Source organism: Kutzneria sp. CA-103260 (assembly GCF_018263855.1).
Classification (GTDB): Bacteria; Actinomycetota; Actinomycetes; order Mycobacteriales; family Pseudonocardiaceae; genus Kutzneria.
Map to the genome: position 1 here is coordinate 3431330 of NZ_CP073318.1, position 19138 is coordinate 3450467.

Consider the following 19138-nt stretch of genomic DNA (forward strand, 5'->3'; position numbering starts at 1 on the left):
GTGCACGCAGCCGACCTGGCTACGGCCCGCCACCTGCTCAGACCCAGACGGGTGGTGGTGCCGCACCTGGCCGAGGCCGAGGCGCTCATCGACCACCTGATGCTGCCCGGCGCGGGAGCCAACCTGTACAAGGAGCCCGACGAGCCGAACATCGTCACCTGGGGCGTGCCCGGCGAGCCCGGGACCTGGTCCAACCAGAGCCAGTGCGCGTCGTTCGTGACCGCAGTGCTGCGGCGGGCCCACCCCTCCTGGGCCCGGTCCAAGTTCCTGACCAGGCACTTCGGCAGCGTCAGCCCGTTCGCCCGGGACTACCAGCGGGTCTTCGCCGACGGCGGCGCCCCCCATTTCCGGCCGGTCCGGCGGGTCGCCGACCTGCGGCCCGGGGACCTGATCGCCATCGACTACGCGAACGCCCAGGACACCAACACCGGGCACGTGGTGATGGTCCGACGCATGCGCGGCGTGTACACCGCCCCGTCGGCCGGGCTGAACTTCGACGGCGAGGTCCAGTACGCCGTGCAGGTCGCCGACTGCACCGCCGAGCCGCACGGCCTGGCCGGCGTCGGCAACTACGAGGACTTCCCGGACACCCGCATCGCCGGCGGCCGGCAGACCCAGGGCGTCGGCTACGGGCACATGATGTTCTACGCCGACGAGCTGACCGGTGAGTTCACCCGGTACCGGTGGAGCGTGAACACCAGCTCGGCGGGCGTGTTCGAGGTCGGGGACCGGCCGGTGTCGGCGGCCCGGGTGGTCAGCGCCGGCTGAGGGTGTCGACCAGCCGTTCCAGCGCGGACGCGAACTGCTGGGCCTCGTCGTCGGGCCAGTCGGCGGTGGCCGCCTCCAGGTGCCCGACCAGACGGGACCGCATGGTCTCGACGATCTGCTCGCCGGCCGCCGTCAGCCGCAGCAGGGTGGCGCGGGCGTCGGCCGGGTCGGGCACCCGGTCGACCAGGCCGGCCTGCTGCAGGCGGCTGGCGTATCTGGTGGTGGCGGTCCGGTCGATGCCGATCTCCTGGGCCAGGTTGGTGGCGCTGATGGGCTGCCAGCGGGCGACGCCGCTGAGCACCGGATAGGTGGTCGAGTCCACCCCGTCCAGTCCGGCGACCATGCTGTCGTAGAGGTGGGTGCGGGTGCTGCGGCGCAGCAGCTGCCCGATCGCGGCCTCGATCCGCGCCGACGTGGTCCGGGACGACATTCGCGGGAGGATAACCGGCCGCCGGTCCGGCCGGAACACAAGGATGTGAACCGGTGGCCGAACGCCCCGTCCGGAACGCCCGAAACGCCGCTCAGCGGCCCCGCCCGCCGGCACCCCTGGACCGTTCGGGCCCTTGACACGACCGGTGGTCTAGTCCAATTGTGAGCAGGCCGTCGCCATGTCCTATCCCGCCCACCTCCTGGAGCCAGGATGCGTTTGAGAACGGCATTACTGAGCGCGGTCGTCGCGGCCGCCTCGGTATCCGGCCTGGTCGCGAGCGCCGACGCGGCGACCACGCCGAAGGCCACTCCCCTGCCGACGCATGTGTTCGCCCCGTACTTCGAGACCTACCAGTCCGGCCAGAGCCCCTCGGCGATGGCCAAGCAGGCCGGCGTGAAGTACCTGACGCTGGCCTTCCTGCAGACCGCCCAGCAGGGCTCCTGCACCCTGCTGTGGGACGGCACCACGGCCATCGGCGGCGGCAGCTTCGGCACCGAGATCGCCGCCCTGCAGGCCGCCGGCGGCGACGCCATCCCGTCGCTGGGCGGCTACACCGCCGACACCACCAACACCGAGCTCGCCGACAGCTGCACCGACGTCTCGAAGATCGCCGCCGGCTTCGAGAGTCTGATCACGACGTACAACATCAGCCGGATCGACCTGGACGTCGAGGCCGACTCGCTGAACAACAGCGCCGGCATCGACCGCCGCAACAAGGCCATCAAGATGACCGAGGACTGGGCCGCCGCCAACGGCCGCGGCATCCAGTTCTCCTACACCCTGCCGACCCTGCCCACCGGTCTGGACACCGGCCTCGCCGTGCTCCAGAACGCCGTGCAGAACCAGGCCCGGGTCGACGTGATCAACCTGATGACCTTCGACTACTACGACAACCAGCAGCACAACATGGCCACCGACACCCAGAACGCGGTCGCCGGCCTGATCAACCAGATCACCCCGCTCTACCCGGGCAAGACCCAGGCGCAGCTGTACGCCATGGTTGGCGTCACCGAGATGCCCGGCCGTGACGACTACGGCAGCAGCGGCGAGACCGGCCCGCCGGAGATCTTCACCGTCGCCAACGCCACCACCGTCTACAACTGGGCCGTCGCCAAGGGCATCAACACCCTGTCGTTCTGGGCCCTGCAGCGCGACAACGGCGGCTGCAACGGCACTCCCGGCAACGACCTGTGCTCCGGCATCACGCAGAACACCTGGGACTTCAGCCACGCGTTCGAGCCGTTCACCGGCGGCACCACTCCCCCGCCGGCCAACGACTTCTCCGTGTCCGTCACGCCGGGCTCCGCCGCCGTGAACCCGGGTTCGTCCACCACCGCGTCGGTCAAGACCGCCGTCACCTCCGGCTCGGCGCAGACCGTCAGCCTGTCGGTCAGCGGCGCGCCCGCCGGCGTCACGGCCTCGGTCAGCCCCACCTCCGTGTCGGCCGGCGGAACGGCGACGCTGTCGGTGGCCACCACCTCGGCCGCGGTTCCCGGCAGCTACCCGTTGACGGTCACCGGCACCGCCGGCTCGACCAGCCACGCCAGCACCTTCACCCTCACCGTCAACGGCACCACGCCGCCCCCGCCGCCCGGCGCGATCGTCAACCCGGGCCTGGAGAGCGGCGCCCTGAGCCCGTGGACCTGCCAGCCCGGCGGGGCCGTGGTCGGCACGCCCGTGCACAGCGGAACCCATGCCCTGTCCGTGGCCGCCACCAGCAGCCAGACCGGCGAGTGCGACCAGACGATCACCGTGTCGGCCAACGCCAGCCACACCCTGACCGTGTGGGTCCGCGGCAACTTCGCCTACGCCGGCGTCAAGGGCGGGGCCAGCGCCGAGACCTGGACCTCGTCCAGCGGCTACACCCAGCTCACGGTTCCGTTCACCACCGGCGCCTCCGGCACCGTCACCGTGTACGTGCACGGTTGGTACGCCCAGGGCACCGTCTACGCCGACGACTTCGCCGTCAGCTAGACGCCTGAGAGGACAGAGCCGGGGAGAAGCTGTTCGCGGCTTCTCCCCGGCTCGGCGTTGACGGCGTGGCGGCTCAGGTGTACATCTACCCCTCTCTGTAAACGGTTACATAAACATCATCCCGCCGCAGCGAGGAGAAGTTGTGCAACCACTTGCCCACAGGGGTCTCACCGCGATAGCCGCCGCCGGACTGCTCGTGCTCGCCGCCACGCCCGCGGCCGCGGCCAGAACGGCCCGCTACGACTGGCCGCAGTTCGGGTTGGACGAGTCGAAATCGGCCAACAACACCATGGAGACCGCCGTGGGGCCGGCGACCGTCGCCGGCCTCAAGCAGCTGTTCAAGACGCCGATCACCGACGTCCCCGACGGTGCGCCCGTGCTGCTCAGCGACGTGTCCACCGCGACCGGCGTCCGGGACCTGGTGTTCATCCAGGGCGAGCACGGACACCTCAACGCCTACGACGGCCACACCGGCGCGCAGGTCTGGTCCGTCAGCTTCGGGCCGACCGGCGGCAGCAGCAACACCGGGCCGGCCATCGACCCCAACCGCCAGTTCGTCTACATGAACGGCAACGACGGCAACGTGCACAAGCTGCGCGTCGCCGACGGCGCCGAGGTGACCGGAGGCGGCTGGCCGGAACTGGCCGGTCCGGGCAAGGCCAGTTCCGAGCTGACCATCGCCACCGATCCGACCGGCGCCAGCTATCTCTACGCCTCCAACGAGGGCCACGGTCACCTCACCACGATCAACCTGGGCACCGGCGCGCAACACGTGTTCAGCTTCTCCTGCGCCGACCGCCCCGACATCCACTTCGGCGCGCCCGGCGCACCGAACGACTGCACCGTCAACGGTCCCGAACCCTGGTCGCGTGGGCCGTCCTACGATCCGTCGCTGAACCTGCTGTTCCAGATGGGCGGCACCAACAACGGCACCACCTGGGTGCCGGGCAAGGTGTGGCGGCAGAGCTGGGTCGCCTTGCCGCCCAACGGCTCCACCGCCCTGCGCGACGGCGGCGGCTACCCTGTCGACAGCTACACCCCCACCAACTGGTCGGCCACCGTCAAGTCCGACCAGGACATCGGCTCCGGCGGGTTGCTGATCCTGCCGGCCGGGCTGAGCAAGAAGTACCCGCATCTGGGCGTGCAGCCCGGCAAGGACAAGAAGATCCGGCTGTTGAACCTGGCCAACCTGTCCGGCAAGGGCGGGCCCGGCAACCTCGGTGGCGAGCTCCAGCTGTTCGACTTCCCGCAGATGGGCCTGATGCGCTCGTCCGGCTCGGTGTGGACCGACCCCAGGACCGGCTCCGTCTGGGCGCTCGTGCCCGGCGGCAATGGCATCGCCGGCTTCCAGATCGCCGTCGACGCCGCCGGCAACCCGAGCATGAAACTCAAGTGGTTCAACGCCACCAGCTGGACCACGTCCGCCTTCGTGGCCAACGGCGTGCTCTACGCGGCCAACGGCGGCGGCGAGCACACCGACAAGCTCAGCACGCACCAGGTCCAGGCCCTCGATCCGACGACGGGCAAGGTGTTGTGGGCCGGGAACATCGGCCAGCACCACTGGTCCAGCCCCATCCTGGCCAACGGCACGCTGTACATGATCGACGGCAATTCCGGCGGCTTCGGCACCGGCGCCTCCGGCGACCTCATCGCGTGGTCACTGGCCGGGAAGTAGCACCGAGCACGGCATCCCGCGCTGGCCTGTGGAGCTGATCTTTCCACAGGTCAGCGCGGAGCGGTGGGCAGCCACCGGCGTCGCGGTTTCCCCGACCGCGTTGACGTGAACGTCCCCGCCAACGGAGCTGGAACCGACCTGACATGATCCGCGTCAGAGGCGGGGAACCACTGGGAGGGGATCTCATGCAGGACCGTGTGCACGGCACCGTGATGCCGGTGTTGGACATCATGCTCAATCCGGGCGAATCCGTCTGCGCCGAGTCCGGCGAGCTGTCGTGGATGTCGGCCAGCATCCAGATGACCACCTCGACGCAGGGGGCCGGTAGCAGCGGCGTGTTCGGGGCGTTGAAGCGGAGCCTGTCCGGGGGCACGTTCTTCATGACGAACTACACCGCGGCTGGGCAGCCCGGCTCGGTGTCGTTCGCCGCGCACCTGCCCGGGCAGATCTTCCCGGTCGACGTCGCGCCGCAGCCCGGCTACGGCTTCATGGCCCACCGGCGGGCCTATGTCGCCGGCACTCCCGGCGTCACCCTGACCACCGGCTTCCAGCAGCGGCTCGGGGCCGGCATCTTCGGCGGCGAGGGCTTCCTGCTCCAGCGCATCGGCGGCCAGGGCCGGGCCTGGATCCAGCTGTCCGGCGAGGTCATCCCGTACGACCTCCAGCCGGGCCAGGTGATCCGCGCCCACCCCGGGCACATCGGCATGTTCCAGGACACCGTGCAGTTCGGCATCACCACCGTGCCCGGCATCCGCAACAAGCTGTTCGGCGGCGACGGCTTCTTCCTGGCCGAGCTGTCCGGTCCGGGCCGGGTGTGGCTCCAGTCGCTGCCCATCGACCGCCTCGCCCACTCGCTGACGCCGTACCTGCCGCAGAACGAGGGCGGCCGTTCCAGCCTGTTCAACAACTGATGGAGGTTCGGGTCTTCGACGTCGACCAGGGCGACCTGGCCGGCTACTACCAGCTCTGGCAGGCCGCGTACTCCGACTGGTCCGACGAGCCGCTGGGCGACTACGACACGACGATCGGGTTGCTGCGCAACCCGCTCACCGCCTTCGGGCCGCAGCTGCACTGGAGTGCCCACAGCGACGGGCTTGTGGTCGGTCACCTCCAGCTTTCCCTGCCCGCGGACGAAGGCTCGACCCTCAGCATGATCAAGATCACCGTGCACCCCGACTTCCGCCGTCGCGGGACTGCCACGGCGTTGTTGCTCGCGTCGCTGCCGACACTGCGGTCCCACGGCCGCAGCACAATCGAGGGGTGGTCGGTGACCAAGGGCGGCCCCGGCCACCAGTGGGCCGCCAACCGTGGCTTCGTCCCCGTGCACGAGACCGTCATGCAACGGCTCGCGATCCACGACGTCGATGAGTCTCTTTGGGACGTTCCCGCCGTTCCCGGCTACCGCACCGTGTCCTGGAACGACCGCGCCCCCGACGACCTCGTCGCCTCCTACGCCGCCGTGCAGGACGCCATCCAGATCGACGTGAACCACCGGATCGGCTTCACCACAACCAGAACCATGCTGGTCGTCAGCCGGGACGTCGACGGCCTCGCGGATCTGCTCGGGCGCGGCGTCAGCGCTCGTTGAGGACCACGCTCCACTTCGGACAGACCATCAGTTGTTCCGCTTGATGGCCCGCTCGATCTGTGCGACGCGGCCGGTCAACGGACCCGCGGGCACCTCGACGAGGTGGAACCCGAGCTCCCGATAGGTCTGCTCGTGGACCTGCTCGAAGACCAGGGCGTCCGCAAAACTGATCCGCCTGGCCGGGGTGGCCCGCACGAAGCCGAGGTTGCGGATCAGGAACACCGTCGACTCGTAGACGCCTCCGGCCAGGACTCGATCGACCTCCTGCGCCAGCAGCGGTGACGGGGCCAGGCCCAGATAGCGGCTCAGCGCCAGCGTGCACACCGGTGAGCGATCGAAGAAGACGGTCTCCGCCCGGACCGACGACTGTCGCTGCCGTTGCAGGGTGACGATGTCGTCGATGAACGTGGAGTCGAGCCGGGGATCCCCGTGCCCCAGCGCGATGTCGAGGGCGATGACGTCGGTCGCGGCTTCCTCGACCACGACATGCCCGTGGGCCTCCAGCAGGCGCAACACGGCGGTTTTCCCGGCCCCCGGTGTGCCGGTGAGAATGTGTGCGGGCATGACGATGTCCTCTCCCGTACTGATGAGTAGGCGACCACTCACTGGCGGAGAGAGATGCCCGGCGACAACAAGCGCGCCTACCGACGAAAGCCGAGAGCAGAGCTCGATCGGCACGATGTCACGGCCAGGATAGACACAACACTGCCACCGGTGGAAGCCGGTGGCAGTGTTGTGTGGTGCGAGCGGGTCGGCTCAGCGCAGGCGCTCGACCTTGAGCTCGTCGTCCTTGTACCGGGCCCGCAGCGGCTTCTTGTCGAACTTGCCGACGGTGGTCTTGGGGATCTCCTCGACGAACGTCCAGTTCTCGGGGACCTGCCACTTGGCGACCTTGGCCGCCAGGAACTCGGCCAGCTCCGGGGCGGAGACGGCCGCGCCGGCGCGGACCACGACGAAGGCCAGCGGCCGCTCGTCCCAGCGGTCGTCGGGAATGCCGATCACGGCGGCCTCGGCCACGGCGGGGTGGCCCATCAGGTGGTTCTCCAGCTCCACCGAGGAGATCCACTCGCCGCCGGACTTGATGACGTCCTTGGCCCGGTCGGTGATCTGGAAGAAGCCGCGGCCGTCGATGGTGCCGATGTCACCGGTGCGCAGCCAGCCGTTGTCGAACTTCTCCGGGGCGTCGTCACGGAAGTAGGAGCCGGTGATCCACGGCCCGCGCACCTCGATCTCGCCGACGGACTCGCCGTCCCACGGCAGCACTTCGCCGAGGGCGTCGACGATCCGCATCTCCACGCCGGCAGCGACGCGGCCGGACCGCAGCCGCCACTGGAGGTCCTCGGGTGTGCCCTGCTCGACCTCGGCCGGCGGCACGGCCATGCCGCCCAGCGGGCTGGTCTCGGTCATGCCCCAGCCCTGCACGATCCGCAGCCCGTACTGCTCGTCGAACGCCTTGAGCAGCGACTCGGGGATGGCCGCACCCCCGGAAGTGCCGGCCCGCAGGGAGGAAAGGTCGATGTCGGCGCCGGCGCCGTAGTTGAGGATGGCGTTCCAGATGGTCGGCACGGCCGAGGCCAGTGTGGACTTCTCGGCGGCGACGAAGCGGGTCAGCTGGTCCGGCGTCATGAACGGGCCGGGCATGTGCAGGGTCGCGCCGGACAGGAACGCGCCGTAGGGCAGGCCCCACGCGTTGACGTGGAACATCGGCACGATGGTCAGCACCCGGTCGGCCTCGGTGATGCCCATCAGGGTCGCCGACAGCACGGCCATCGAGTGCAGGTACGAGGAGCGGTGCGAGTAGACGACCCCCTTGGGGTTGCCGGTGGTTCCGCTCGTGTAGCACATGGTGGCGGCCGACCGCTCGTCCAGCTCGGGCCAGTCGAAGCCCGGCTCCTCGGCCGCGACGATCTCCGAGTAGCGCAGCACCCGGTCGCCCAGCACGGCCGCGTCGCCGTCGCCGACCACGATGAACTTCTCCACCCCGCCGAGGTCGGCCAGGCTGCGGGCCAGCAGCGGGATGAGGTTGTCGTCGACGATGACGATCTTGTCTTCGGCGTGGTTGACGATGTGCGACAGCTGCTCCGGGAACAGCCGGATGTTCAGCGTGTGCAGCACCGCGCCCATGCTCGGCACCGCGAGGTAGGCCTCCAGGTGCTCCTGGTGGTTCCAGCAGAAGGTGGCCACCCGGTCGCCGGACCGCACACCCAGCTTCACCAGCGCCGCGGCCAGCCGCTCGGCGTTGGCGGTGACCTCGCGGAAGGTCGCGCGGCGGAAGCCGGCACCGGTGTTGGTCACGCACTCGCTATCGCCGTACACCGCGGCGCCGTGCCGCATGATCGCGGTGATGGTGAGCGGGTACTCCTGCATGGTGCTGGCGATCACGCGGCGACCTCCGTTGGACGACTGCCGGCAACGTTAGTACCGACCGGTTGGTACGGCAACGTTCGGGCCGGTTCACCAAGAATTCATGCAGGATCCGGCCAACCTGGATCCAGCCGGCCACGCCGCGGGTGATGATCGTCCCAGCGGCCGCCGACCAGCGCGGCCACCAGGAGAAAAACCTTTGGGAGACAAGGGTGAAGCGCCGGATCAGCATCGGTTTCGCGGTGGTCCTCGCCCTGGGGGTGGTGGCGGCGCTGGTGCTCGGCAACCGCGGCGGCACCGACAGCGCCCAGCTGACCACCGTGCGTGGTGTCATCGGCTCGGAGAAGCTGGCCTTCTTCAGCGACCAGCGGGTGAAGGACGCGTTCGCCAAGCACGGCTTCGACGTCCAGGTCGATCCGGCCGGCTCCCGCCAGATGGCCACCCAGACGGACCTGTCGAAGTACGACTTCGCCTTCCCGTCCAGCAGCCCGGCCGCCGACCGCATCCAGCGCGACCACCCGACCGCCCACACCTACGCCCCGTTCTCCTCGCCGATGGCGGTGGCCACCTTCGCGCCGATCGTCGACCTGCTGACCAAGGCCGGCGTGGTGCACAAGGGCGCGGGCGACTACGACGTGCTCGACGTGGCCAAGTACATGGACCTCACCGCCGGCGGCACCCGCTGGGACCAACTGCCCGGCAACACCACCTATCCGGTGCGCAAGAACATCCTGATCACCACCACCGACCCGCGGGACTCCAACTCGGCGGCGATGTACCTGGCCATCGCCTCGTACGTGGCCAACGGCTTCAGCGTGGTCAACACGCCCGACCAGGAGGCCGCGGTCCTGCCCAAGATCACCCCGCTGTTCACCAACCAGGGCTACACCCAGAACAGCAGCGACGCGCCGTTCGAGGACTACCTGTCCGCCGGCATCGGCCGCAATCCCATGGTGCTGGTCTACGAGGCGCAGTACGCCGACCGATTAGTGCGTAACGACGGATCCATCAAATCCGACATGCGCCTGGTGTACCTGTCCCCCACCGTCTACTCCAAGCACACGCTGGTGGCGTTGAAGAGCCCCGGTGACCAGATCGGCCAGTTGCTGACCACCGATCCGGAACTGGCCTCGCTGGCCGCCACCTTCGGCTTCCGCACCCAGGATCCCAAGTACTTCAGCGACGTCGTCAGCCAGCACAAGCTGCCGTTGCCGACCAGCCTGGTGGACACCGTGGACCCGCCGTCCTTCGAGACCCTCGAACGGCTGCTGGACACCGTCGGGAAGCAGTACGGCTCGTGACCGAACAGCCTTTGAGCGCACCGGAACCGGTCACCGCGGTGCCCACCGCCAAGGCGGCCGGCCTGGTGCCGGTGTCGCAGACACGGCTGGCCGAGCTGTCCGGGGACGCCGAGCGGATCGCCGCCGAACTGGGCGCGATGGACCCGATGGCGCCGGACTTCTCGGTGCGGGTGGGCCAGGTCCTGGCGTTGGGCGAGGCGGAGATGCGGGCGGCGGCGACCATCGCCGGCCGGCTGCTGGACCGGGCGGCGCCGGGCGTTGACCTGCCGGCCGATCAGGTGGGCCTGAGCCTGACCGAACTGCGGCAGCGGATCAGCGAGGTGGATCCGGCCGGGCGCAAGGTGTTCGGCTTCAGCCTGGGCAATCCGGCCAAGAAGCTGCTGGCCCGCTACCAGGCGGCCAGCGCGCCGATCAACGCCGTGGTCCGCACGCTGCGGGCCCGCCAGGACGACCTGCGCCGGGACAACGCGGCCATCCAGGGCGAGCGGGAACGGCTGTGGGCGGCCATGGGCCAGCTGTCCGAGGCGGCGGCGATGGCCGGCGCGGTGGACGAGGCGATCGACCGGCAGGCGTCCATTCTGGACCTGGCCGATCCGGCGCGGGCCAACGCGGTCCGGGCCGAGGTGCTTTTCCCGGTGCGGCAACGGCATCAGGACCTGCTGACCCAGCTGGCCGTCAGCGTGCAGGGCTATCTCGCGCTGGACGTGTTGCGACGCAACAACGACGAGCTCGTCCGGGGCGTGGAGCGGGCGGCCAGCACGACGGTGTCGGCGCTGCGGGTGGCGGTGGTGGTCAGCGGGGCGCTGGCCGGGCAGCGCAAGGTGATCGACGAGCTGGAGACGCTGCGGGCCACCACCGACGGGCTGGTCAAGGCCAACGCCGACCTGATCGCCATGCAGGGCCGGCAGATCCACCAGATCAGCACCGATCCGGCGGTCGGCATCGAGGCGCTGCGCCAGTCGTTCGACCAGATCTACCGGGCCATCGACGACATCGAGGGCTTCAAGGCCGCCGCCGCCACGGCGATGGCCACCACCGTCTCCGCGTTGGAGGACGAGTTGCGACGGGCACAGGACCGGCTACGGGAGACAGAATGACAGCGCCGTTCGGTTGGCCCAGGTTCACCGCGCTGGCCGCCGCCGCGCTCCTGGCGGTCGGGCTGGCCGGCTGCTCCGGCGGCGACAGCACCGACCCGAAACAGCCGTTGGGACAACCGAAAGCCGGCACGCTGCGAGTGCTGGCCGGCAGCGAACTGTCGGACATGCAGCCGATCCTGGACGAGGCGGCCAAGGCGACCGGGGTGCAGGTGAAGTTCACCTTCTCCGGCACGCTGGAGGGCGCGCAGACCGTGCTGGACGGCAAGGCCGACAGCGCGTACGACGCGATCTGGTTCTCCTCCAACCGGTATCTCAGCCTGTTACCCGGCGGGGCGAAGAAGCTCGGCACCCAGACGAAGATCATGAGCTCCCCGGTGGTGCTGGGACTGCCGAGTTCGGTGATGCAGGCGCTGGGCTGGCAGGACGGCAAGGTCACCTGGTCGCAGATCGCCGACGCGGCCGGGCAGCACAAGTTCAGCTACGGCATGACCGACCCGTCCGCGTCCAACTCCGGCTTCTCCGCATTGGTCGGCGTGGCGGCCGCACTGGCCGGCAGCGGCAGCGCCCTGACCGCCGACCAGATCACCGCGATCACGCCGCAGCTCAAGCAGTTCTTCGCCGCGCAGACGCTGAGCGCCGGCTCCTCGGGCTGGCTGTCCGACGCCTTCCAGAAGCGGGCCACCGGGGCCGATTCCGGGCCCAAGGTGGACGGTCTGATCAACTACGAGTCGGTGCTGCTGGAGCTCAATGCCGGCGGCAAACTGCCGCAGCCGCTGACCGTGGTGCACCCGTCCGATGGCGTGGTCACCGCCGACTATCCGTTGACCCTGCTCAGTTCGGCCAACTCCGACGCCCGCGACTCGTTCCAGCGGCTCACCGACTACCTGCGCACGCCGGACGTGCAGCGCAAGATCATGGACACCACGCACCGGCGGCCGATCGCCCCGCAAGTGGCGCTGGCCAAGGAGTTCACCGACGCCAGCCCGGTCGAACTGCCTTTCCCGGGCACCGAGCAAGCCGTGGACACGTTGGTGTCGGCCTACTTCGACAAGATCCGCCGGCCGTCCCGCACGGTGTACGTGCTGGACACCTCCGGCTCGATGGAGGGCGACCGGCTCGCCGGGCTGAAGGCCGCGCTGGTCGGCCTGACCGGCGTCGACGATTCGCTGGTCGGCCGCTACCGGCAGTTCCACGGCCGGGAACAGGTGACGCTGCTGCCGTTCTCCACCGCGCCGGCCGACCCGGTCACGGTCTCGGTCGACCCGGACAACCGGCAGCCGGCGCTGGACCAGATCAAGCGGACCGCCGACGGGTTGCAGGCCGACGGCGACACCGCCATCTACTCCAGCCTGGAGAAGGCCTACCAGATCCTGGAACAGCAGTCGGACACCGATCCGGACCGGTTCACCTCCATCGTGCTGATGACCGACGGCGAGAACAACGAGGGCGCGAGCCTGGGCGACTTCACGTCGTTCGTCGGCGGGCTGCCGGACCGGTTGAAGGGCACGCCGGTGTTCCCGGTGCTGTTCGGCGAGGGCAGCCAGGACGACATGAACGCCATTGCCGACACCACCGGCGGCAAGGTCTTCGACGGGCGCAGCGAGTCGCTCTCCGACGTGTTCAAAGACATTCGCGGGTATCAGTGATGGGCATCGGCAGGTATCTGGGGTCGACCAAGAACCTGGTCGGCTGCGCGGGCGGGCTGATCGGGCTCGGCCTGCACTTCGTCGGCGTCGGCGGCGACTACTGGCTCGGCGTGGTCGCCGGGCTCTACGCCGCCGGCGCGCTGGCCGGCCCGCCCGAGCCGGTGCGGCTGGTGGCGCCGGAGCCGGCCGAGGAGGCCGAGTCGCTGCTGCGCGGGCTGGACTCGCTGGTGGCCCGGGTGCGCGGGCTCGGCAACCGGATGCCGGACGAGGCGGTCGAACGGCTGGACCGGATCGCCGAGGTGCTGTGCGCGCTGCTGGCCCGTCCGGCCGAGCTGAGTGCGTCCCCGGAGGCCTTGCACGCGGTGGCCAGAATCGCCGCCACCGACCTGCCGCTGGCCGTGCAGACGTTCCTGAACATGCCGTGGTGGTACGCGGTCACCCGGCGGGTGGCCAGCGAGCCCAGCGCCGCCGAGCGCCTGCTCACCCAGCTCGACCTGCTGGAACAGGAGGCGAAGGCGATCGCCGAGGAGTTCTACGACGCCGACGCGCGCCGCCAGGAGGACCAGCTCCGGTACCTGCGGGACCGGGCGCGTCGCGACAAGAAGTGACCCGGTTAGCGTAACGTTCGCGCAGGTTGGCAAGATACTCGCCACCACTGCTCCGACTTCGGGAAGGAACTCGGTTGAACAACCAGACCTCCCAGGTGGACGATCTGCGCTTGGTGGCGACGCCAAGCGCTGTCAACGTCGCCGAGATGTTCGTCCGCTTCTCGCTCATGGAGTGGTCGCTGCGACCTCTCGTGCCGCTGGCGACGCAGGTGGGACGGCACATGGTCGCCGCGGTGGTCGACAACGCCGGCCCGGGGGTCGCCGGCTTCCTGACCGTGCGGCTGCGGCTGCAGGGCGACGGTCTGGTCGTCGAGGTCGAGGACGAGCAGGTGAGCACCCGCCCGGTGGTGTCGCCCGAGGTGTCCGGGGCCCGCATCGGCGTCGTGCCCACCGCCTACGGCACCCGGCTGTGGTCGGAGTTGGCGCTGCCCAACAACATGAACGCCAAGTCGGTGCCGCTGCCCCGCCGCGAGCAGCGCCGCTCGCCGGCCGCCGAGGCGCTGGCCGACGAGCCGGTGGGCGTCGATCCCCAGGTGATGCAACGAATTCTGAGCGCCCTGGGCGGGCCGCAGGATTTCCGGAGCTGACCGGTTTCGACGCCCGATTCCGCGGGTAATCACGGTGCGTGAATGTTGATCCCGATAGTCTCACCGCGCGGGGCCTGACCCGCTACGTCGACTCCGTCGCCGCTGCCCTCGTGGTGCCCCGGCATGCCGTGCACCACGAGGTGAGTGAGCTGTCCGTCGCTTACCTGGCGCTGCACCGGCGCAGCCCGGTGTTCCCGGAGCTGGACCTGATGCTGCTGTGGGACGAGCGCCACGGCTGGTCGGTGGCGCTGGAGACGGCGCCGGCCGAGGACCCGGTGGTGCTGGCCTATCTCGGCGGCGACGTGCTCGCCGAGGCGGACGAGGTCCACCGGTTCGTGCAGGACGTGATCGGGGGCAGGTGCCCCGGCCAACCCGACGCCCCGCCCGCGCTCGACGCCGAGCAGGCCGAGGAGCTCATCTGGCGGCTGGCCGCCCGCGCCGAGGACGACCTCGCCGCCTGACCCTCCACTGTGGACTCACCAGGGCACGGTCTGCCCGAAGCGGTCCACGTACTCCAGACCCGGCTTTCCCAGTCGTGCCAGCAGAACGTCCACGACCTGCGGGATGGCCTCCGCCATGGTGAACGGCGCGTCGGGTCCGCCCAGGGCCGTGCGGATCCAGCCCGGCGCCATCAGCACGAAGCCGCGTTCGGTGTCGGCCTGTCGGGCCGCGTAGCTGCGCATGAACATGTTCAGGACCGCCTTGCTGCCCCGGTAGAGCTCGCGTAGGCCAGTCTGGTTGTTGGTGATGCTGCCCTGCCCGGAGGACATCACGCCGATCAGCCCGGTCGGCGTCACGAGGTCCGTCAACGCCTCGATGACCCGCATGGGGCTGAGCGCGTTGGTGACCATCACCTCCATGAAGTCGGCCGTGGACACCGCGCCGATGGGTGTGTCCACATCGTTGTTCGTGGTGCCGGCGTTGATGAACAGCACGTCGAGTTCCCGCCCGGCCAGGCTCTCGCGCAGCGGCGGGATGTGACCGGGCTCGTTGATGTCGAGGCGTTCAACGGTGACACGGCCGTTGGAGCGGTCGGCGAGGTCGTGCAGGGACGTTCGGGCGGTGGTGTCGCGGACGGTGCCGATCACGTTCCAGCCGCGGTCGTGGAACTCGGTCGCCATGGCGTGGCCGAGGCCTCGCGACGCGCCGACGATGAGAATGGTCTCTGGCACTGGGTGCCGTCCTCCTTCGTACGGTATGAGCTGACGATTCAAGTCTTGCCGGTGGCCGGCTGCGACGCCCGTCGCGGGCTCCGGTTTGTAGGATTACCCTCGTGACTGGCGTTCCCGTGGCTGAATCCATCGATTTGCCGCCTGACGATGTGCGTCTCATTCGCGCGCTCCAGGTCGCGCCACGGGCATCGTTCGCCGCCATGGCCGCCGCGCTCGGCGTCACCGAGGCCGCCATCTCACGTCGTTATCGTCGGCTGCGCGCCGACGGTGTCCTCCGCGTGGCCGGCGTCGTCGATCCGGGCGCGCTGGGGCAGAGCAAGTGGCTGGTGCGCCTGCGCTGCCGGCCCGGCAGTGTCGCGGCGATCGCCGACGCCCTCGCCAAGCGCGACGACGTCAGCTGGGTGGCGTTGTGCGCGGCCGGTTCGGAGATCACCTGCGCGGTGCGGTCGCGGACCCAGGAAGACCGTGACGACCTGCTTGGCCACCGGCTGCCCCGCACGGCGGCCGTGCTCGACATCAACGCGGCCGCGATGCTCCGCCAGTTCGTCGGCGGACGCGGCCACTACTGGGCCGCTCTGCGGGGCACGCTGACTGCGGAGCAGGAGTCGGCGCTCGGCAGCGAGGGCGCCCCGTTCACCGAATCCCCAGTCGTGGCGCGCGATCCCGTGCAGCTCACGCCCGAGGACTCGGCGATCCTCGACGTCCTCGCCGTGGACGGTCGGGCCAGCCTGGTCGACCTCGCCACCGCGTCGGACCTCACGCCCGGACGCGTGTCACGTCGGCTCGAAACCCTGCTACAGCGCCGAGTTGTGCACATCGATGTCGAGATCGCCGCGACGGCGTTGGGCTATCACGCCCGGGCCAACCTGTGGCTGCGCGTGCATCCGTCGGCGGTGAAGAGCGTCGGGCGCGCCCTCGCACAGGAGCCGGAGATCGCCTTCGCCGCGGCTCTGTCCGGCCCGCACAACCTCCACGCCGTGGCGCACTTCCGGGACTTCGACGAGCTCTTCGAGTTCACTTCGGACCGCGTCGGATCCCTGCCCGGGCTGGAAAGCCTGGAGGTCTCGCCGCTGCTGCGGCACGTCAAGCAGGCCGGCACGCGGCTGTCCGGCGACCGCCTTGCGTGATGCTATTTGGCCGCCGCGGCGGTGCGGATGAAGCGGACCAGGTCCTCGATGTCGTAGCCGAGCTGCTGCCCGCGCGAGGAGGCCATCAACAGCAACTGGCCGACGATGGTGGCGCCGAAGCCGTCCCGGCCGTCCGGCGACCACTCCCACAACTTCTCGATGCCGAGGTCGGTCATCACCAGGTTGTGCGTGGTCCGGACCTCGTGGCACACCTCGGCGACGGCGTCGAGCAGGGTCGGGGCCTTGCGTTCGCAGCGCAGTCCGAACAGGCCGCCGAAGTCCTCGGGCACGCAGCCCGCCGGCGGGTCGGCCTTGATGGCGTCGTAGATCGGGTCGTGGTAGTCCGGCGCCGGCCAGGACTGGGTCACGTGCAGGAGTTGGAACTCGTGGACTGGCTCGACCACCTGAACCTCCTCCGCCGACCCGATCAGAAGAGGATACCGCCTGATCAGCGCCATGGGAGAGGCGTCCACCCGCAGCGACGAGCGCCGATCGCCGACCGGTCGCGCCGGGTCGGCGACCTGCGTCACGCCCGGGCGGGGGCGTCGCCCGGCCCAGCGTCGACAGCGACCCAACTGGTCACACACCGTCACCGAATGGTCGCTGTGGGCGGGCTCGCCGGTGCTGACCGTGACCGAGGCCGTCGCGCCGTCACTCGCGCGCCGCCCCGGGGCCCGAATGGTGTGAACGACAATTTCACCGGAACGTTGGTGTCAGCCGCCACACCACCGACAGTGCACACACCCATTGGTATGTGACCCACGACACACTCCAACCCTGTGTGGAAACCTTTACAGTTACGGGCGGCCCGCCGCCGCGACCCCTCACCGAGGAGGAACGTCGATGGCTGGCGCGCTCTCGCGCAGGCAGATCATCAAGCTGGGCGCGGCCGTGACCGGCGCGCTCGGCGTGGCCCCGCTGCTCGCGACCCCCGCTTCCGCCGCGCCGGCCTGCCGAGGCCGGCATGGCCACGCGGTGCCGACCCTGCCGTGGCCGGCCGCGAACGACATCGTGGCCAACACCAAGCTGCCGGTCTTCCCGGACCGCACCTTCAAGGTCGCCGACTACGGCGCGGTCGCCGACGGCAAGACCGACAACACCGCCGCCTTCGCCAAGGCCATCACCGCCGCCAACGCCGCCGGCGGCGGCCATGTCGTGGTGGCCAAGGGCACCTACGTCACCGGCGCGATCTACCTCAAGAGCAACGTCGACCTGAACCTGGCCGACGGCGCCACGCTCAAGTTCAGCGGCGACGCCTCGAAGTTCCCCACGGTGCTCACCCGCTACGAGGGCATCGAGTGCATGAACCGCTCCCCCATGATCTACGCCCACGGCGAGCACAACATCGCCGTCACCGGCAGCGGTGTGCTCGACGCCGGCGGCACCTCGTCGTGGAACAAGGGCAGCGACCGTGCCTACCTCGACGGCCTCGTGGCCAAGGGCGTGCCGCCGGAGCAGCGCGTCGTGCCCGGCTCCGGCCACGACATGCGGTCCACGTTCATCGAGCCGTACTCCTGCGACACCGTGCTGATCCAGGGCATCACCCTGAAGAACCCCATGTTCTGGCAGATCCATCCCACGCTGTCCAAGAACGTCACCGTCGACGGCGTGAACACCGATCCCAGCACCGCCCACTCCAACACCGACGGCTGCGACCCCGAGTCGTGCGACCACGTCGTGATCAGCAACTGCGTGCTCGGCGCCCACGACGACAACATCGCCATCAAGTCCGGCCGGGACGCCGACGGCCGCCGGGTCAACGTGCCCTCGCAGAACATCGTGATCGTCAACTGCACCATGAACGGCAACTGGGGCGCGGTCACCGTCGGCAGCGAGATCACCGGCGGCGTCCGCAACGTCTACGCCTACCAACTGAAGGTCACCGGGGCCACCAAGTTCGCCCTGTACGTCAAGTCCAACACCCTGCGCGGCGGCTTCGCCCAGAACATCAACCTGGACACCGTCAGCGGCACCTTCGACCGCGACATCGCCTACGTGACCATGACCTACAACAGCCAGACCGGCAACTACCCGCCCAAGTTCGGGCCGTTCACCCTGACCAACTGCACCAGCACCAAGGTCAACGGCAAGGCCTTCGACGTCAGCGGCCTGTCCAGCGACCACATCGCCGGCCTCACCGTCTCCAACTGCGCCTTCGCCGGCGTGTCCGACACGTCCAACACACTGTCCAACATAGACGGTCGGAAGTTCAGCAACGTCACCGTGAACGGCAAGAAGGTGAGCTGACCCCGAGCCGGCCCGGGCCGCCACCCGGGCCACCCCTTGCTCCACCGGAGCGAAGCCACCCGGCTCGGGCCGCCTCAGGGCCGGTCGGCGAGAAACCGCTCGATCTGCTCCACCACGAAGGCGTGATCGTCGGCCTGCGGCAGGCCCGACACCGTGATCGACCCGACCACGCCGACGTTTTTGACCGTCAGCGGAAACGCCCCTCCGTGCGCCGCGTACTCGTTCGGGTCGAGCCGGGACTTCTCCTCGAACGTGCTGCCCTCCGCCCGGAAATGGCAGCCCACCTGATACGAACTGCGGCCGTACCGGCGGACCACCCGCACCTTCCGCTCCACCCAGGCGTCGTTGTCAGCCGCCGTCCCCGGCAACGCCGCGTGAAACAGCCGCTGCCCGTTCCGCTCGATCGACACCACCACCGGCAGCCCCCGCTCCCGGGCCACCGTCACCATCTGCACGCCCAACGCCCACGCCGTGTCGTTGTCGAAGCCCTCGAACACGAGCCTGCGCTCCTGCTCCGCCAGCACGTCCAGATCCGGATCACCCATGGACCCGAC

At 69.7% G+C, this 19138-nt stretch carries 19 protein-coding genes; 13 read left to right on the top strand and 6 right to left on the bottom strand.

Translation table 11 applies throughout. The features are described from left to right. Nucleotides 1–768: a hypothetical protein gene (locus tag JJ691_RS14815; RefSeq protein WP_211769351.1), complete on the top strand. Its 768-nt coding sequence runs from the start codon at nucleotides 1–3 to the stop codon at nucleotides 766–768. Here JJ691_RS14815 and JJ691_RS14820 read toward each other — a convergent pair. After that, on the bottom strand, nucleotides 755–1198 hold the full coding sequence (locus tag JJ691_RS14820; protein WP_211769352.1) for a MarR family winged helix-turn-helix transcriptional regulator: 444 nt from the start codon (nucleotides 1196–1198) through the stop codon (nucleotides 755–757). The genes JJ691_RS14815 and JJ691_RS14820 overlap by 14 nt on opposite strands. Nucleotides 1199–1408: 210 nt before the next feature. Between JJ691_RS14820 and JJ691_RS14825 the strand changes: the two genes are divergently transcribed. The 4 genes from JJ691_RS14825 to JJ691_RS14840 all read left to right on the top strand — a co-directional run bounded on the left by JJ691_RS14825 (nucleotide 1409) and on the right by JJ691_RS14840 (nucleotide 6435). Continuing rightward, the gene (locus tag JJ691_RS14825; RefSeq protein ID WP_211769353.1) at nucleotides 1409–3172 is read left to right on the top strand and encodes a glycosyl hydrolase family 18 protein; all 1764 of its coding nucleotides are present in this window, start codon (nucleotides 1409–1411) and stop codon (nucleotides 3170–3172) included. Between the two features lie 142 nt (nucleotides 3173–3314). Continuing rightward, complete coding sequence (locus JJ691_RS14830) at nucleotides 3315–4847, top strand: outer membrane protein assembly factor BamB family protein (RefSeq protein ID WP_211769354.1); 1533 nt, start codon at nucleotides 3315–3317, stop codon at nucleotides 4845–4847. Between the two features lie 185 nt (nucleotides 4848–5032). Beyond that, a complete protein-coding gene (locus tag JJ691_RS14835) occupies nucleotides 5033–5758 on the top strand; it encodes a TIGR00266 family protein (RefSeq protein WP_211769355.1) in 726 nt (241 codons plus the stop codon). Next, entirely contained in the window at nucleotides 5758–6435 is a 678-nt protein-coding gene (locus JJ691_RS14840) for a GNAT family N-acetyltransferase (RefSeq protein WP_211769356.1), read from the top strand. Before JJ691_RS14835 ends, JJ691_RS14840 begins: the two co-directional genes overlap by 1 nt. A 27-nt stretch (nucleotides 6436–6462) precedes the next feature. Here JJ691_RS14840 and JJ691_RS14845 read toward each other — a convergent pair whose 3' ends face one another. Continuing rightward, nucleotides 6463–6999 (bottom strand): AAA family ATPase, encoded by a 537-nt coding sequence (locus tag JJ691_RS14845; RefSeq protein ID WP_211769357.1) that lies wholly within the window; start codon nucleotides 6997–6999, stop codon nucleotides 6463–6465. Between the two features lie 192 nt (nucleotides 7000–7191). Further along, nucleotides 7192–8817 carry a long-chain fatty acid--CoA ligase gene (locus JJ691_RS14850; RefSeq protein ID WP_306291370.1) on the bottom strand — a complete coding sequence of 542 codons (1626 nt, stop codon included), beginning with the start codon at nucleotides 8815–8817 and terminating at the stop codon, nucleotides 7192–7194. Nucleotides 8818–9011: 194 nt separating this feature from the next. Between JJ691_RS14850 and JJ691_RS14855 the strand changes: the two genes are divergently transcribed. The 6 genes from JJ691_RS14855 (at nucleotide 9012) to JJ691_RS14880 (ending at nucleotide 14499) form a co-directional block, all read left to right on the top strand. After that, nucleotides 9012–10100 carry a hypothetical protein gene (locus JJ691_RS14855; protein ID WP_211769358.1) on the top strand — a complete coding sequence of 363 codons (1089 nt, stop codon included), beginning with the start codon at nucleotides 9012–9014 and terminating at the stop codon, nucleotides 10098–10100. Further along, complete coding sequence (locus JJ691_RS14860; RefSeq protein WP_211769359.1) at nucleotides 10097–11197, top strand: toxic anion resistance protein; 1101 nt, start codon at nucleotides 10097–10099, stop codon at nucleotides 11195–11197. Before JJ691_RS14855 ends, JJ691_RS14860 begins: the two co-directional genes overlap by 4 nt. Further along, on the top strand, nucleotides 11194–12843 hold the full coding sequence (locus JJ691_RS14865; protein ID WP_211769360.1) for a vWA domain-containing protein: 1650 nt from the start codon (nucleotides 11194–11196) through the stop codon (nucleotides 12841–12843). The genes JJ691_RS14860 and JJ691_RS14865 overlap by 4 nt, the downstream gene beginning before the upstream one ends. After that, nucleotides 12843–13451, top strand: coding sequence for a hypothetical protein (locus JJ691_RS14870; RefSeq protein ID WP_211769361.1), 609 nt, complete (start codon nucleotides 12843–12845; stop codon nucleotides 13449–13451). The genes JJ691_RS14865 and JJ691_RS14870 overlap by 1 nt, the downstream gene beginning before the upstream one ends. Nucleotides 13452–13525: 74 nt before the next feature. Beyond that, on the top strand, nucleotides 13526–14038 hold the full coding sequence (locus tag JJ691_RS14875) for an ATP-binding protein (protein WP_211769362.1): 513 nt from the start codon (nucleotides 13526–13528) through the stop codon (nucleotides 14036–14038). Nucleotides 14039–14076: 38 nt separating this feature from the next. After that, nucleotides 14077–14499, top strand: a complete 423-nt coding sequence (locus JJ691_RS14880; RefSeq protein ID WP_211769363.1) for a DUF6292 family protein — start codon at nucleotides 14077–14079, stop codon at nucleotides 14497–14499. Nucleotides 14500–14514: 15 nt separating this feature from the next. On the opposite strand, the gene JJ691_RS14885 is transcribed toward JJ691_RS14880, so the two are convergent. Then, nucleotides 14515–15210 carry an SDR family oxidoreductase gene (locus JJ691_RS14885; RefSeq protein ID WP_256449392.1) on the bottom strand — a complete coding sequence of 232 codons (696 nt, stop codon included), beginning with the start codon at nucleotides 15208–15210 and terminating at the stop codon, nucleotides 14515–14517. A gap of 149 nt (nucleotides 15211–15359) precedes the next feature. Between JJ691_RS14885 and JJ691_RS14890 the strand changes: the two genes are divergently transcribed. After that, complete coding sequence (locus JJ691_RS14890; protein WP_249227927.1) at nucleotides 15360–16337, top strand: Lrp/AsnC family transcriptional regulator; 978 nt, start codon at nucleotides 15360–15362, stop codon at nucleotides 16335–16337. Between the two features lie 2 nt (nucleotides 16338–16339). Here the strand turns inward: JJ691_RS14890 and JJ691_RS14895 are convergent, their stop codons facing one another. After that, on the bottom strand, nucleotides 16340–16741 hold the full coding sequence (locus JJ691_RS14895; RefSeq protein WP_211769365.1) for a hypothetical protein: 402 nt from the start codon (nucleotides 16739–16741) through the stop codon (nucleotides 16340–16342). A gap of 439 nt (nucleotides 16742–17180) precedes the next feature. Here JJ691_RS14895 and JJ691_RS14900 point away from each other — a divergent pair, with 439 nt between their 5' ends. Further along, nucleotides 17181–18584, top strand: a complete 1404-nt coding sequence (locus JJ691_RS14900) for a glycoside hydrolase family 28 protein (RefSeq protein ID WP_211769366.1) — start codon at nucleotides 17181–17183, stop codon at nucleotides 18582–18584. 74 nt (nucleotides 18585–18658) lie between these two features. Here the strand turns inward: JJ691_RS14900 and JJ691_RS14905 are convergent, their stop codons facing one another. Next, nucleotides 18659–19129, bottom strand: coding sequence for a heme-degrading domain-containing protein (locus JJ691_RS14905; RefSeq protein WP_211769367.1), 471 nt, complete (start codon nucleotides 19127–19129; stop codon nucleotides 18659–18661). Between the last annotated feature and the right edge of the window lie 9 nt (nucleotides 19130–19138).